Here is a 13,793-nt window from a genome sequence, read left to right on the forward strand (position 1 = left end):
ACCCGTCTCGCGCACCGCCGGAGGTCGCCGTGGGAACCACCGTCACCGGTCCCGGGACGCCGGACGCCGACCTCGCGCGCCAGCTGACCGCGCTGCGCGACCAGCTCGACCGGCAGAGCGCGACCGCCGCCGCCCTGCGCGAGCAGGAGGAACGGTTCCGCCTCGCCTTCGACGTGTCCCTCGTCGGGATGGCCATCGAGAGCCTCGACCCCTACGAACCCGGCCGCATCCTGCGGGTCAACGAGGAGTTCTGCCACCTCCTGGGCCGCACCGCCGACGACCTCGTGGGCCGCGGGACCCCCGACTTCGCCGTCCCCGACGACAGGGCGGGGATCACCGACGTGCTGGGGGCCTTCGCCCGCGGCGAACTCGAACGGTGGGAGGGGGAACGCCGGTACCTGCGCCCCGACGGCGAGGAGGTCCGGGCCCACGTCCGCAAGGGGCTGGTCCACACCCAGCGGGGGGCGGACTACCTGGTGAGCCACTTCGAGGACGTCACCGAACGGCACCGGGCCGAGCAGGAACTGCTGCACCTCGCCCTGCACGACCAGCTCACCGGGCTGCCGAACCGCCACCTGCTCGACGACCACCTGGGCGCGGCCCTGGCCCGGGCCCGGCGGGACGGCACCCACGTCGCGCTGCTGTTCCTCGACCTCGACGACTTCAAGGACGTCAACGACGTCCTGGGGCACCAGGCCGGCGACGCGGTCCTCGTCACCGTCGCCCACCGCGTCCGGGACGCCATCCGCGAGGCCGACACCGCCGCCCGGTACGGCGGCGACGAGTTCGTCGTGGTGTGCGAGACCCTGCACGACGCCGCCGAGGCCGAGGTGGTCGCCCAGCGCCTCATCGACGCCGTCTCGACCCCGCTGCCGCTGGCCGGCCGCACGATCGTGCCGCGCACCAGCGTCGGCATCACCGTGTGCGGTCCCGGGGAGCCGCGCACCGCCGAGGTGCTGCTGAGCGAGGCCGACGCGGCCCTGTACGAGGCCAAGCTCAGCGGCAAGAACCAGCGGGCGCGCTTCACCCACGCCCTGCGGACCGCCGCGAACCGGCGCCTCGACGTCGAGGAGGACCTGCGCGCCGCGCTCGGCGACGACGAGCTCCGCGTCCACTACCAGCCCATCGTCGACCTGCGCGACGGGGCCGTCATCGCCGCCGAGGCGCTCGTGCGCTGGCAGCACCCCGTCCGCGGGCTGCTCGCCCCCGTCGAGTTCATCGACGTGGCGGAGCAGAGCGACCTCATCGCCGACCTGGGCGAGTGGGTCCTGCGGGAGGCCGGCGCGTGCCTGGCGCGCTGGCAGCGCGAGGGCCAGGAGGTGCGGACCCCCGCGCTGGTCGCGGTCGTCCCGCCCCCGCACCGGCTCGCCGTGTCCGTGAACGCGTCGGTCCGCCAGGTCAGCAGCGGACGCCTGCGCCGGTCCGTGGAGGCCGTGCTCGCCGACAACGGCCTGCTGCCCGGGGAGCTGCACATCGAGATCACCGAGACCCAGTTCATGTCGGCGGCCCCGGCGATCCAGCGCGAGATGGCGGCCCTGAGCGACCTGGGCGTGGGGTTGTCGCTCGACGACTTCGGGACCGGCTACTCGTCGCTGGCGTACCTCAAGCGCCTGCCGTTCAACTGCGTGAAGCTCGACCGCTCCTACGTGTCGGGCATCGGCGTGAACCCCGGGGACGAAGCCCTCGTGGACGCCGTCCTCGCCCTGGCCGGCTCCCTGGGCCTGCACACGGTGGCCGAGGGGGTCGAGACCCCGGCCCAGGAGCGTTACCTGCGCGAGCGCGGGTGCGGGTACGCGCAGGGGTACCTGTACTCCCCGCCGGTCCTGGGGACGCGCCCGCCCGAACGGGCGAGCTGACGCAACGCACCGTGCACCACTCGTTCCCGGCGAGTTCTCCAGGGGTTTCCCGAACCCTGTCACGTTGTGCAGGCCCTTGGAGCCGGCGCAGCGTCGCCGGAGAGCTCGAACGAGAGGTACGCCGGTGACCGACCCCCAGTCCAGCACGAACGACGAGAACCCGCAGGAGCGCCGCGGGTTCTTCACCCGACGCGGCCTGCTCGGGACCGGCGGCCTGGCGACCGCCGTCGTCTTCGGCAAGGGCCTCGTCGACGCGTCCGCCGCGTCCGCCGCCCCCGCCTACGTGCCGGCCCAGCTCAACGTCAAGGACGCGCACTACTCCACGACCCTGCGCCGCGTCGCGCGGTCCACCACCAGCGGCGGCAGCGCGGTCAAGGTCCTGCCGATCGACCGCGCGAAGTTCCAGGTCGGTGCGAAGTTCGACCTGCGCATCGAGGCCACCGGGGTCGACCCCGAGACCACGAAGATCGTCATCAAGGTCAGCGACGGCCACGGCCCCGCGCCCATGCTGAGCCCGGCCCCGATCCGCACGAGCTCGGCCCCGGACTCCGTCGAGGTGACCTTCAAGGACCTCGTGTACCCGACCGAGGGTTCCTACACCATCGCCGCCGCCGTGAGCTCCTCGAAGGGTTCGGCCTCCCAGGAGGTCACCCACGAGGTCGTCCTGAACGAGGCCGAGGGCAAGAAGGCCAAGAACGTCATCTTCTTCCTCGGCGACGGCATGGGCCAGGCCGCCATCACCGGCGCCCGCATCCTGTCCAAGGGCATCACCGAGGGCAAGTACGACGCCCTCCTGGAGATGGACACCATGGACTTCCGGGGGAACGTCACCACCTCCGGCGCCGACTCCATCGCGACCGACTCGGCGAACTCGATGTCCGCGTACATGACCGGGCACAAGTCCTCCGTCAACGCCATGGGCGTCTACGCCGGGAACTCCGAGGACCCGACGGCGAGCCCGCACGTCGAGACCCTCGCCGAGATCCTCAAGCGCGCCAAGGGCATGTCCGTCGGGATCGTCACCACCGCCGAGGTCCAGGACGCCACCCCGGCCGCCGTGTTCGCGCACACCCGCCGCCGCTCGGAGTACGTGAGCATCATGGACCAGGCCCTGCAGCCCGGTCAGATGCCCGACGTGTACATGGGCGGTGGCCGCGCCACCTTCCTGCCGCAGTCGGAGAAGGGTTCCAAGCGCAAGGACGACCGGAACCTCATCGAGGAGTTCAAGGACAAGGGCTTCGCCTACGCGGGCACCCGGACCGAGCTCGCCGCCGTGATGGCGGCCGGGACCCCGGACAAGCTGCTCGGCACCTTCACCCTCGGGAACCTGAACGTCTACATCGACCGCCAGATCACCCCGAACCCCGAGGTCCTCGGTGACTTCCCCGACCAGCCCGGTCTCGTCGAGATGACGAAGGCCGCGCTGAAGGTCCTGGAGAAGAACGACAAGGGCTTCTTCCTCATGGTCGAGGGCGCCTCGATCGACAAGTCCGAGCACCCGCTCGACGGCCCCCGCGCCGTGTACGACACGATCGAGCTGGACCAGGCCATCGCCGTGGCCAAGGAGTGGTCGAAGGAGAACGGCGAGGACACCCTCATCGTCATCACCGCCGACCACAACCACGCCATGAGCATCGCCGGCACCCACACCCTCTCCAAGGAGGGTTCGCCCGCGCGCCAGCAGAACGGCGTGTACGCCGACGCCGGGTTCCCGACCTACGTCGACGCGAACGGCGACGGGTTCCCCGACGACCCGAACCCGGACGTCCAGCTGTTCTTCGGCTGGTCGAACCACCCCGACCACCCGGACGACTTCGCCCACAACGCCGTCCTGGCGCAGCCGGCGCTGGAGGACCCGGTCACCGAGCGGGCCTACCCGAACCCGGCGCGCGACCCGGGTTCGGTCGTCCAGATCGGGAACCTGCCGCTGGACGAGACGAACTGCGTGCACACCGTCGAAGACGTCTTCATCGGCGCCTCGGGCCCGGGTGCGCAGGGGTTCGCGAAGCTGCTCGACAACACCGAGGTCTTCCACACCATCTGCGCCGCCCTCGGGCTGCAGATCCCGACCTACGTGCTGAAGAGCTCGGCGGCCAAGACCGCGCAGGCCGAGGTCGCCGCCCAGGCGGCCGCGCCCGTCGGCTGAGGCGACCGCCCACCGTTCGGCACGTTGACTCCGCGGTCCCGTTGAACGGGACCGCGGAGGCAACGTGCCGTTCCCGCGTCCGGCCTCAGACGTCGACGTGCACGTCCAGGCCGTCCACCCGGGTGAACCCGGCGACCGGCTGGTGGGTGTGCGCGAACTCCGCCCCCGCGGCGAAGGCCCGGGCCAGCAACCACCCGGCGAGGTCGTCGACCGGGCCGGTGAGGCCGACGAGGTACGCGGCGGAACCGGCCCACCCGTCGGAGCGCAGCACGTAGCCGGTGCCGACGGGGGACCCCGTCGCGGTGGGCGAGGACGACGTCGGCCTGCGGGGCGGACAGCAGCGGTGCGCACCAGGCGCGGGTGGCGTCCCGCTCGCCCCCGAACGCGGCGTGGTCGACGGCGACGACCTCGTCGAGGTCCGCCGGGCCCGCCGCCCTCAGCTCCAGCCCGGTGGACGGGGCCGGCTCCGTGAACCGCGCGCGGTCGAGCACCGCCAGCGGTTTGCGGAACAGGAAGGTCCCGTGGGCCCAGGGCGAGCCCGTGGGCACCCGCACCCCCCACGGGACGCCCCGTCCGGCGTACCAGGCGCGGAGCGCGTCGACGTCGACGAGCGACGGGTCGTGGACGTCGGCGTTGTTCCACTGCGCGTGCGCCAGGCCGCTGGCCGTGAGCCGGACCCCGGGCAGCTCGTCGGCACCGCCGCGCAGCCGGCCGTGGACCTGCCAGGCATCCCCGTGCGCCGTCAGAGCCCGCCACCGCACCGCGTCCGTCGTCGTCACGGCGCCCAGTGTGCCCACCGGTGCGAGGCTGCCGGGGTGAGCACGGTCTTCCTCGTGGTCGGGCTGCCCGCGGCGGGCAAGTCCACCCGCGCCCGGGAGCTGGAGCGCGGGGGCGCCCTGCGCCTGACGACCGACGAGTGGGTGGTGCCGGTCTTCGGCGGGCAGAACCCCGAGGCCGGGCGCGACGCCCTGGAGGGGCAGCTCATCCGCACCGCGCTGGAGGTGGCGCGCCGCGGGGTCGACGTCGTCCTGGACTTCGGCTTCTGGTCGCGCGACGAGCGGACGGCCCTGCGGGCGCTGTTCGCCGACGCCGGGGCGCGGTGCGTGGTCGAGTTCTGCGACGTGGCCCCCGACGTGCAGCGGGCCCGGGTGCAGCAGCGCTGGCGCGAGCGCCCGCACACCACCTTCCCCATCGGCGAGGACGAGCTCGAGACCTGGCGGGGCCGGTTCGAGACCCCCGGCGTGGACGAGCTGGCCCCGTCGTTCTCGCCGCCGCGGTGGGCGGACTGGGCGGACTGGACCGCCCGGCGGTGGCCGGGGTACGCGGGCTGGGGGCCCCCGCCGCGCCTGTGACCCGGGTGTGACCCAGGACACGTCGAGGGGCCTGTAACGCTCCCGCCGGGTCGAGCGATGTCACGTGTGAGTCCGGGGGGCGTGCACAGGCTGGGGGGTCTGCGGCACGTCGGGCTCTGGAGGAACTGCAGTACCCGTTCGGTGGTCGGGGGGTCGACCACCGGGCAACGACCCCGGGAGTTCGGGGGGTGCGTCCAGGGCTGGGGGGCCCGCAGCGGCGCATCGGACTCGCGGGACGTGGGGTGTCAGCCTGGTGGCCGGGGGGTCGGCCACCAGGCGACCCCCGCCGAACACCTCCCTGAGAACACCTCTTCACCACCTCCTCGCCGTGACGTGACCGGCGCTCACTCCTCCGGCAGGTACAGGCAGAACAGGTGCCCGTGCGGGTCCCGCAGCACCCGCACCGTCTCCTGCGGCTGGAACCCCTCCACCGACGCCCCCGCCGCCACCGCGTGCTCCACGGCACCGGGCAGGTCGTCGACGGCGATGTCGAGGTGGTCCTGCACCTGCTGCTCGCCCGCCCTGGCGGGCCACGCCGGGCGCACGTGCTGCTCCTCGCGCTGGAACGACAGCCCCGTCACCCCGTGCGGATCACGCAGGACGACCCAGTCGGGGTCCTCGCGCACCGTCTCGAACCCGAGCAGTCGGCGGTAGAACGCTGCCAGCGCAGGGGGGTCGGGGGTGTCGAGGACGGTCGCGGTCAGCCGCAGTGTCGCCACCGTCCCAGGGTGGGGCCTCAGCGCCGGACGCGCACCTCCCGCCAGACGTCGCGCAGCGCCCACGGCACCAGCACGAACGTCCAGATGACGCCCACCACCCACTGGAAGCGGAACGCGAGCGGAACGGCCGCGAGCAGCAGCAGCGTCAGGACGATCCGCCCGACGGGCCCGAAGGTGACGGAGCTGCCCGTCCACCGCGACTGCCGGTACTCGACCCGCGCCGCGCGCGGGACGTCGTCGCTGCGGTGGGTGGCGACCGGGCCGGCGAACGTCGCCGCGGGCGCCGGGGTGAAGCACAGGGGGCACCAGCGGTCGCCGGCCGTCAGGGAGCGCTCGCACCGAGCGCACCGCACCCCGCCCGACGCGTCGTCCACGTCGATCCATCGAGCCGCGGCGACCGGAACTTGAGCGTGCGAGGACCCACCGTCGCACGCGGGAGCGCGATGGTCCACCATCGTCTCGTGATCGCCCGGTCGGTGCTGTCGTCGCTGAGCCTGGAACGCAGCCGGCGTGCCGCCTCCCAGGCCCGCTCCTTCGTGCGCGAGCGCTGCCTCGAGGCGGGCGTCGCCGAGGGCGTGTGCGACAGCGCGGTCCTCATGGTGAGCGAGCTCGTCACCAACGCCGTCGAGCACGCCCGCAGCCGCGTGGAGCTCGCCGTGGCGGTCTCCCCGCGCGACGTGCACGTGGAGGTCGGCGACCACAACGCGGCCCTGCCGGCCGTCCGGCACCCCGACACCGGCGCCGTCCACGGACGCGGCATGGCGATCGTCGACGCCCTGGCCTCGGCGTGGGGGGTGCGGCCGGCGGGACGGGGCAAGACCGTCTGGTTCGACCTGCCGCGCTAGAGGTGCCCCGCCAGTTCCGGCCCGGGCCGCAGGAACCGCTGCGGCAGGGAGGCCTTCGTCCGCAGGGCGGCGTAGCGGCCCAGGACGGTGTCGCAGGGTTCGACGACCCAGTCGCGCTCGGCGTGGGCCCGGAAGAACGCGTCGACGTCCTCCAGCAGGTACACGCCCCCGGCGCCGAGCTCGAGCTCGACGTCGTGGACCTCCAGGTGCACCGCGGCCCGGGTGCCGCCGGGGGCCGACAGCAGCGCCGACTCCCGGTCCGGTGACCACAGGACCCCGAACCCGGACCGTTCGAAACCGGTCAGGGCCTGCTTGAGGTTCGTCACCGGGTGCTTCTCGAACCCCAGCCTCACCGCACACCCCCTCGTCGCGCCTGCGGGCATCCTGCCGCACCGGTCCGGTGGTGGCGCGGGGCGGGCGGGCCTAGCGTCCCGCGCCGACGTCACCCGGGTCGGGGGACTCGGCGGGCCCGACGACGCGGTCGCGGCCGCCGCGCTTGGCCTCGTAGAGGCGGGCGTCGGCGCGGGCCATGAGGTCGGACCAGGTGGCCGCGCGGGACTCGTCCGTGGCGGCGAACCCGATGCTGACCGTGACGGGCAGGCCCGTGGTGCACGGGTTCCAGTCGTGCCGCGCGACGAGCGCGCGCAGCGCCTCGGCCGACAGCGACACCGCCGTGCTCGTCCAGCCCTCCCACACGACGACGAACTCCTCCCCGCCGAGGCGGGCGACGAACTTGCCCGGGGCCTCCGAGACGTACTCGGTGAGCAGCCCGCCCAGCTCGCGCAGGACCGCGTCGCCGGCGTCGTGGGACCGCTCGTCGTTGACGCGCTTGAAGTGGTCGAGGTCGACGATGGCGACGGCCACGGGACCGGGGCCGTCGAGGACGTCGTGGACGTGGTCCTCGACGGCGCGCCGGTTCGGCAGTCCCGTCAGGGAGTCGGTGAAGGCCAGGGTGCGGAACCGGTCGCGGTCGCGGCGGGCCGTGGAGGCGTCGAACTGGGCCTGGGCCAGCAACGCGCGCGCGGCGTTCTGCCGGGCCTGCAGCCGGGCGTGCTCCTCGTGGAACCGGACGTGGGCGCGGTAGGCGCCCTCCCAGTCCCCCGTCGTCGCGCGGTAGGTCGCGTCGGCCTCCTCGACGTCGGCGAGCAGACCCGGCAGGCGCCGGTCGGTGCCGATGCGGCGGGCCAGCTCGAGCTGCCCGAGCGCCTCGGCGGGCCGGCCGAGGCCGATGAGGATGCGGAACGCCGTCAGCCGGGCGATGGCCTCGTGGTCGGCGCCGATCACCGGGGTCCCGGGGGCGAACGCCTGCGAGATGGTCTCCCAGGCCTCCTCCAGGCGCCCGGCCCGCATCTCGACCACGGCGACGGTGTCGAGGTCCGCGCAGCGCAGCCGGATGCCGTTCTGGGCGGCCACGCGGCGCAGCCGGGCGGCGAGCCGGACGGCCTCCTCGACGCGGCCGAGGTCGGCGTGCTCCCACGCGGTGTTGTTCAGCGCGTACAGCTCGAGCTCGTGGTCGTCCTCGGTGGCGGCGATGGCGAGGATCTCGGCGATGACGGCGTCGTGGGAGTCGATGGACCGGTCGAGGACGACGGTGAGGCCGAGCAGGTGCTCGGCGCGCAACCAGGCCGGGGCCTGCGGCGGCAGGAGCTCGACGGAGCGCACCGCGTGCCAGCGGGACTCGGCGACGTCACCGGCCTGCAGGTGCATGAGCGAGCGCACGTAGTGGGTGCGGGCGCTCAGCTCGTCGTCGCCGAACTCCTCGGCGACGCGGACGGCGGCCTGGACGAGGGTGCTCGCGGTGTCGATGTCCCCCGCGGAGCACGCGATGTCGGCGCGCACCAGGCTCGCACGGGCACCCGCGACGCGGTCCCCGGCAGCCTCGGCGGCGCGCTCGAGCGCCACCGCGGCGGGCTCCTGGCGCAGGAGCTCGTAGCCGCGGGAACGTTCGAGGGCACGCACCTGGTCCACCAGGTGCGTGACCCCCGGGGCGAGCCGCATCACCTGGGGGTCATCGGCCCGCGGGCGTCCGGGCTTGAGCCGGTTCACCCCACCGGCGTCACCACCGCGCGTGGACGTGCTCGGCGACGAGCTCGCGGTAGACCTCCTCCACGGCGTCGAGCTGGGCGGTGGTGGGGGCGGGCAGGTCGGCGGCCGCGGCGTTCGCGCGGGCCTGGTCGGCCGAGCGCGCACCGGGGATGACGACGCTGACGCCGGGCTGCTCGACGATCCAGCGCAGCGTGAACGCGGCCAGCGGCGCGTCGCCCGCCACCGCGGCGAGGCGGCGCGCGGCCGCGACCCCGGCGTCGAGGGGGACCCCGGCGAAGGTCTCGCCGACGTCGAAGGACTCGCCGTGGCGGTTGAAGTTCCGGTGGTCGTCGGCGGCGAACGTGGTGTTCTCGTCGATCTTGCCGGTCAGCAGGCCCGAGGCGAGCGGGACCCGCACGACGACACCGACCCCGGCCTCGGCCGCCGCGGGCAGGAACTCGGTGACGGGCTTGAGCCGCAGCGGGTTGAGGATGATCTGGACGCTGGCGACGTTCGGCCGGGCCACGGCGGCCAGGCCCTCGGCGACCGTCTCGACCGAGACGCCGTAGGCGCGGGTGCGCCCCTCGGCGACGAGGGTGTCCAGGGCGTCGAAGACGGCCTCGGTGTGCAGAACCTCCGGCGGCGGGCAGTGCAGCTGGACGAGGTCGAGGGTGTCGACGCCGAGGTTCTCGCGGCTGCGGTCGTTCCAGGCGCGGAAGGCGTCGAGGGTGTAGGCCCCGGCGACGTGCGGGTCGGCGCGCCGGCCCATCTTCGTCGCCACGAACGTCCCGTCGCCGGCGGTGGGCAGGAAGCGGCCCAGGAGCCGTTCGCTGCGCCCGTCGCCGTACACGTCGGCGGTGTCGAAGAACGTCACCCCCGCCTCGGCGGCGGCCTGCAACGTCGCCAGCGCGTCGTCCTCGTCCACCGAGCCCCAGCTGCCGCCGATCTGCCAGCAGCCCATCCCGATCACCCCGACGGCGCGACCCGTCCTGCCCAGCGTCCTCGTCTGCACACCCCGACCCTACGAGTCCCGCGCCCAGCGCACGAGCGCGGGCACCACGCGGTCGGCGAAGTCGGCGTAGTCGTCGAGGGTGTTGTAGGCGTGGGCGGACAGCCGCACGAAACCCTCGCCGTCGAAGGCCGTGAACGCGGCCTCGACGTCGAACCCGTCCAGCACGCGGTCGCGGACGGCGTTCGGGCCCCCCTGCCCCAGCCCGAGCCGGCCGGGCAGGCGCACGAGCCGGAACGGGACCGCGGGGGTCCCGACGTCGACGCGGTGGTCCTCGCCGGTGAGTTCGGCGAACGCCTCTGCGACGAGCCCGGCACCGCGCTGGACGAGGTCGGCGGCGTCGTCGCGCACGACCTTCCAGCCGATCTCGGACTCGACGGCGTCGAGCGCGTCGGGTGCGGCGAGCCAGCTCGTGAAGTCCAGCGTCCCCTGCTGGTCGAAGCTCGCGGGGAAGGGTTCGCCCGCACCCCAGGAGTCGATGAGCGGCTGCAGCTCGTCGCGGACCGGCCCCCGGGCCACGAGGACCCCCGACCCCCGGGGGGCGCAGCCGAACTTGTGCAGGTTCCCGACCCAGACGTCGCAGTCCAGGCCGGCCAGCGGCTCGGCGAGCATGAGCGGGACGTGTGCGCCGTCGACCAGGACGCGGATGCCGCGGTCGCGGGCCGCCGCGCCCACGAGGTCGACGGGCAGGAACCGCCCGGTCGGGGACGTGACGTGGTCGACGACGACGAGGGTCGTGCGCTCGGAGAACTGCGCCGTGATCGCGTGCGCGGCCTCGGCCGGGTCCGCGGCGAGCGGGACGTGCGCCGTGCGGACCGTGCACCCCCAGCGACGCGCGAACCGCTGCGCCCCCATCGTCACGGCGCCGTAGCCGTGGTCGGTGACGACGACCTCGTCGCCGGGCTCGGCGCGCAGCGAGGCGAAGACGACGCTCGCCCCGGCGCTGGCGTTCGGGACGAACGCGAGGTCGTCACCGGAAACTCCCAGGTAGGGGGCGACCCGGTGGCGGGCTTCGCGGATCCGTTGCGGCACACCGACGAACCACTTCACCGGCGCGCCCTCCATGAGGTCGCGGTACCGCGACTGCGCGGCGAGGGCGGCCGTCGGGACGGCCCCGAAGGACCCGTGGTTGAGGTGGCGGACGGCGGGGTCCAGGCCCCAGGTGAGCACCATGGCGGCAGTCAACCAGTCCCGGGTCGCGCGGCGGGACACCCCCGGTTCACCTCCTGGTCGCCCCGAGCAACTACCGCTGGGACGCGCGGAGTGCTTGGGTGTGCGACGTGCTCCCCACCGGACGCTCCACCCGGCCCCCGCGCCGGATGCGCGCGGCGCTCGTCTCGATCGCCGTCCTCGTCGCCGGATTCCTCGTCGCCGGCAGCACCTCGGCCGCCCAGGCCCACTCCCGGACCTGGACGCCGCCGAAGATCAAGCACGTGTGGACCATCGTGCTCGAGAACAAGTCCTACGAAGCGTCGTTCACCGGGCTGAACCAGAACTCCTACCTGTGGAAGACGCTGCCGTCCTACGGCGTGCTGGCCCGCCAGTACTACGGCACCGGCCACTTCAGCGAGGACAACTACCTCTCGCTCGTCAGCGGCCAGGCGCCGTCGCCGGGCCCGCAGGCCGACTGCCCGTACTACAACGAGACCGGCCCGGTGCAGCAGGTCGCGGACGGGCAGTACGAGATCCTCAACGACACGCAGCAGGCCGACGGCACCTACAACGCCGGTTCCACGCAGCCCGGCTGCGTGTTCCCGAAGCAGGTGCAGACGCTGTTCAACCAGTTCGACGCCCAGCACGTCAGCTACAAGGGCTACATGCAGGACATGGGCGACGACACCTCACGCGAGGCGGCGACCTGCGGCAACCCGCTGCCCGGCCCGGGCCCGGCCGTCGTCGACCCGGGCGCGGCCGAGGGCCCCTACGCCTCCCCCGGCAGCCTGGCCGCGCCGACCACCACGGTCGACGACCAGTACGTGCCCAAGCACAACCCCTTCCCGTGGTTCCACTCGCTGCTGGACAACGGCGACTGCGCCTCGCACGTGGTGCCGCTGTCGAAGAACCTGCTGCAGGACCTCAAGAGCGAGAAGACCACCCCGGCGTTCTCGTGGATCAGCCCGAACAACTGCAGCGACGCGCACGACGCCACCTGCAAGGGCGACAACCTCTCCGGCGGCTCGAACGTCCTCACCGGGGACCGCAAGACCCCGGCCAACACCCAGGGCGGGCTGTACGCCGCGGACCTGTTCCTCGAGCAGGTCGTCCCGGCCATCATGCGCAGCCCCGCGTACCAGGACGGCGGCCTCATCGACGTCACGTTCGACGAGGGCTTCCCCCCGTACAAGATCTACGGGAACTCCATCGCCGACAAGAACTACACCCCCGACGCGGGCCTGGGCACCGTGACGGGCGCGGCCAGCGCGGCGAACAACGGCGGCACCGTGGAGAGCCAGGCGAACACGGCGCAGTCCGTCGTGGCCTGCTGCAACGAGCTGCCCGGCCCGAACACCGACCAGCCCGGTGACCGGGCGTTCAACCAGGACACCACCCCCGGCGGCGGGATCACCGGTTCCGTCCTCATCAGCCCCTACGTGACGCCGGGGTCGGTGACCGACCAGCCGTACAACCACTACAGCTGGCTGCGGTCGATGGAGGACCTGTTCGGGATCACCGAGGGCGGTTCCGACGGGGCGGGTCACCTCGGCTACGCCGGGGCGGACGGCCTGCGGCCCTTCGGGCCGGACGTCTACAACAACCCCAAGGGCAAGGTGCTCGCGCCGAAGCCGTCCGGCCAGGGCGGGATCTACGCGGCGGTCGCCCGCCTCGACGAGGTGCAGCGCCCCGTCAGCTACCAGCCGCTGGACAAGGCGCAGTGACCCACCTGCCTCCTCCCGCGGCGCTGCTGCGGACCGCCGCGGCCGGCACCCTGGTGCTGGTCGCGGCGGCCGGCTGCGCGGACTCGGCCCCGGCGGCGGGGTCCTACCCCGTCGCCACCCCGCAGGCGACGGTGCTGGCCACCCCGACCGCGACGGCCGGCGGGTACCAGCTCGTCGCGGCGGGCGACCCGGTCCGGGTCGTCCTGCCCGACGCGGACCTGACCGCCCAGGTCTCCGGACCCGACGTCGACGTCCCGACGCCGGCACCGGGCCAGCCGCTGTCCGCCGAGTCCGCACCGGGGGTCCTGACGGTCACCTTCACGGCCACCTCGGGCCGCCTGACGGTCCCGGCGAGCAGCTTCCTCGGGCTGGACGAGAAGCAGGACCCCGAGGCCCTCACCGCCGACGCCCCGTCGGTGACGGTGGAACCGGGCCACCCCGCGACGGTCCACCTGGCGTCGACGTTCTCGACCGGTCACACGACCCTGACGTGGCAGCCGCTGGGGACGCCGCTCGTGACGTGGGACTTCGTCGTCGAGATCGACTGAACCGCACCCGGTCCGGCGGTCTCAGTGACTGTTTCAGATGTGCGGTGAGGGCTGCGCCGGCCTGGTCAACCGGCGCAGCATCATCCGCGTGTAGGCAATCTCAACCATGGCGACCGCCGCACTCGCCAACCGCTCGAAGTCACGGGCCAGGCGACGAGCCCGGCTGATCCAGGCGAAGAAGCGCTCCACCACCCACCGCCGGGGCAGGACACGGAAGCCGACGGTCCCCGGTGCCCGGCTGATCACCGTGGCCGTGATGCCCAGCTGCGCGGCCCGCTCGACGAAGCCCCGGCGGAAGCCCTGATCGCACCACACCTGGCGCAGGTCGGGGAACTGCTCGCTGAGTTCGTTCAGCAGGTCGATACCGGCGGCGGTTTCGCTGATGGCCCCGCCGCTGATCTGCACTGCCAGCAGGTT

Annotated in this window: 13 protein-coding genes and 2 pseudogenes; 7 read left to right on the forward strand and 8 right to left on the reverse strand. The window is 73.6% G+C overall.

The window, feature by feature from the left end; translation table 11 throughout:
* Positions 1-29 precede the first annotated feature (29 nt).
* Together CLV37_RS15550 and CLV37_RS15555 are read left to right on the forward strand one after the other, a co-directional pair.
* Positions 30-1,856, forward strand: a complete 1,827-nt coding sequence (locus CLV37_RS15550) for a putative bifunctional diguanylate cyclase/phosphodiesterase (RefSeq protein WP_106211930.1) — start codon at positions 30-32, stop codon at positions 1,854-1,856.
* A gap of 124 nt (positions 1,857-1,980) precedes the next feature.
* The gene (locus tag CLV37_RS15555) at positions 1,981-4,002 is read left to right on the forward strand and encodes an alkaline phosphatase (RefSeq protein WP_211298682.1); all 2,022 of its coding nucleotides are present in this window, start codon (positions 1,981-1,983) and stop codon (positions 4,000-4,002) included.
* 85 nt (positions 4,003-4,087) lie between these two features.
* Here the strand turns inward: CLV37_RS15555 and CLV37_RS15560 are convergent, their stop codons facing one another.
* Entirely contained in the window at positions 4,088-4,273 is a 186-nt protein-coding gene (locus CLV37_RS15560) for a hypothetical protein (RefSeq protein ID WP_106211932.1), read from the reverse strand.
* Between the two features lie 544 nt (positions 4,274-4,817).
* Between CLV37_RS15560 and CLV37_RS15570 the strand changes: the two genes are divergently transcribed.
* Positions 4,818-5,354: a P-loop nucleotide/nucleoside kinase family protein gene (locus CLV37_RS15570; protein ID WP_106211936.1), complete on the forward strand. Its 537-nt coding sequence runs from the start codon at positions 4,818-4,820 to the stop codon at positions 5,352-5,354.
* 344 nt (positions 5,355-5,698) lie between these two features.
* Here the strand turns inward: CLV37_RS15570 and CLV37_RS27675 are convergent, their stop codons facing one another.
* Positions 5,699-6,073 (reverse strand): VOC family protein, encoded by a 375-nt coding sequence (locus CLV37_RS27675; RefSeq protein WP_211298683.1) that lies wholly within the window; start codon positions 6,071-6,073, stop codon positions 5,699-5,701.
* Positions 6,074-6,090: 17 nt separating this feature from the next.
* Positions 6,091-6,447, reverse strand: coding sequence for a hypothetical protein (locus CLV37_RS27680; protein WP_106211938.1), 357 nt, complete (start codon positions 6,445-6,447; stop codon positions 6,091-6,093).
* Between the two features lie 87 nt (positions 6,448-6,534).
* Here CLV37_RS27680 and CLV37_RS15585 point away from each other — a divergent pair, with 87 nt between their 5' ends.
* Positions 6,535-6,918, forward strand: a complete 384-nt coding sequence (locus CLV37_RS15585; protein ID WP_211298684.1) for an ATP-binding protein — start codon at positions 6,535-6,537, stop codon at positions 6,916-6,918.
* On the opposite strand, the gene CLV37_RS15590 is transcribed toward CLV37_RS15585, so the two are convergent.
* From CLV37_RS15590 to CLV37_RS15605, 4 genes are all read right to left on the reverse strand, one after another.
* Positions 6,915-7,271, reverse strand: a complete 357-nt coding sequence (locus CLV37_RS15590) for a hypothetical protein (protein WP_106211942.1) — start codon at positions 7,269-7,271, stop codon at positions 6,915-6,917. The genes CLV37_RS15585 and CLV37_RS15590 overlap by 4 nt on opposite strands.
* Positions 7,272-7,341: 70 nt before the next feature.
* The gene (locus tag CLV37_RS15595; RefSeq protein WP_146149429.1) at positions 7,342-8,916 is read right to left on the reverse strand and encodes a tetratricopeptide repeat-containing diguanylate cyclase; all 1,575 of its coding nucleotides are present in this window, start codon (positions 8,914-8,916) and stop codon (positions 7,342-7,344) included.
* 58 nt (positions 8,917-8,974) lie between these two features.
* The gene (locus CLV37_RS15600; RefSeq protein WP_245885428.1) at positions 8,975-9,955 is read right to left on the reverse strand and encodes an aldo/keto reductase; all 981 of its coding nucleotides are present in this window, start codon (positions 9,953-9,955) and stop codon (positions 8,975-8,977) included.
* Positions 9,956-9,964: 9 nt separating this feature from the next.
* Complete coding sequence (locus tag CLV37_RS15605; protein WP_245885429.1) at positions 9,965-11,164, reverse strand: aminotransferase class V-fold PLP-dependent enzyme; 1,200 nt, start codon at positions 11,162-11,164, stop codon at positions 9,965-9,967.
* A 107-nt stretch (positions 11,165-11,271) separates the two neighbouring features.
* On the opposite strand from CLV37_RS15605, the pseudogene CLV37_RS29210 reads away from it, so the two are divergent.
* From CLV37_RS29210 to CLV37_RS15615, 3 genes and pseudogenes are all read left to right on the forward strand, one after another.
* Positions 11,272-12,087, forward strand: a pseudogene (locus CLV37_RS29210) (alkaline phosphatase family protein); the annotation flags it as partial.
* 138 nt (positions 12,088-12,225) lie between these two features.
* Positions 12,226-12,708, forward strand: a pseudogene (locus CLV37_RS29215) (alkaline phosphatase family protein); the annotation flags it as partial.
* Positions 12,709-12,824: 116 nt separating this feature from the next.
* Positions 12,825-13,376: a hypothetical protein gene (locus CLV37_RS15615; protein WP_106211948.1), complete on the forward strand. Its 552-nt coding sequence runs from the start codon at positions 12,825-12,827 to the stop codon at positions 13,374-13,376.
* 33 nt (positions 13,377-13,409) lie between these two features.
* Here the strand turns inward: CLV37_RS15615 and CLV37_RS15620 are convergent.
* Positions 13,410-13,793: transposase (locus tag CLV37_RS15620; RefSeq protein WP_146149431.1), on the reverse strand; the 384-nt coding region annotated here is incomplete at its 5' end.

Source organism: Kineococcus rhizosphaerae, assembly GCF_003002055.1.
Lineage (GTDB): Bacteria > Actinomycetota > Actinomycetes > Actinomycetales > Kineococcaceae > Kineococcus > Kineococcus rhizosphaerae.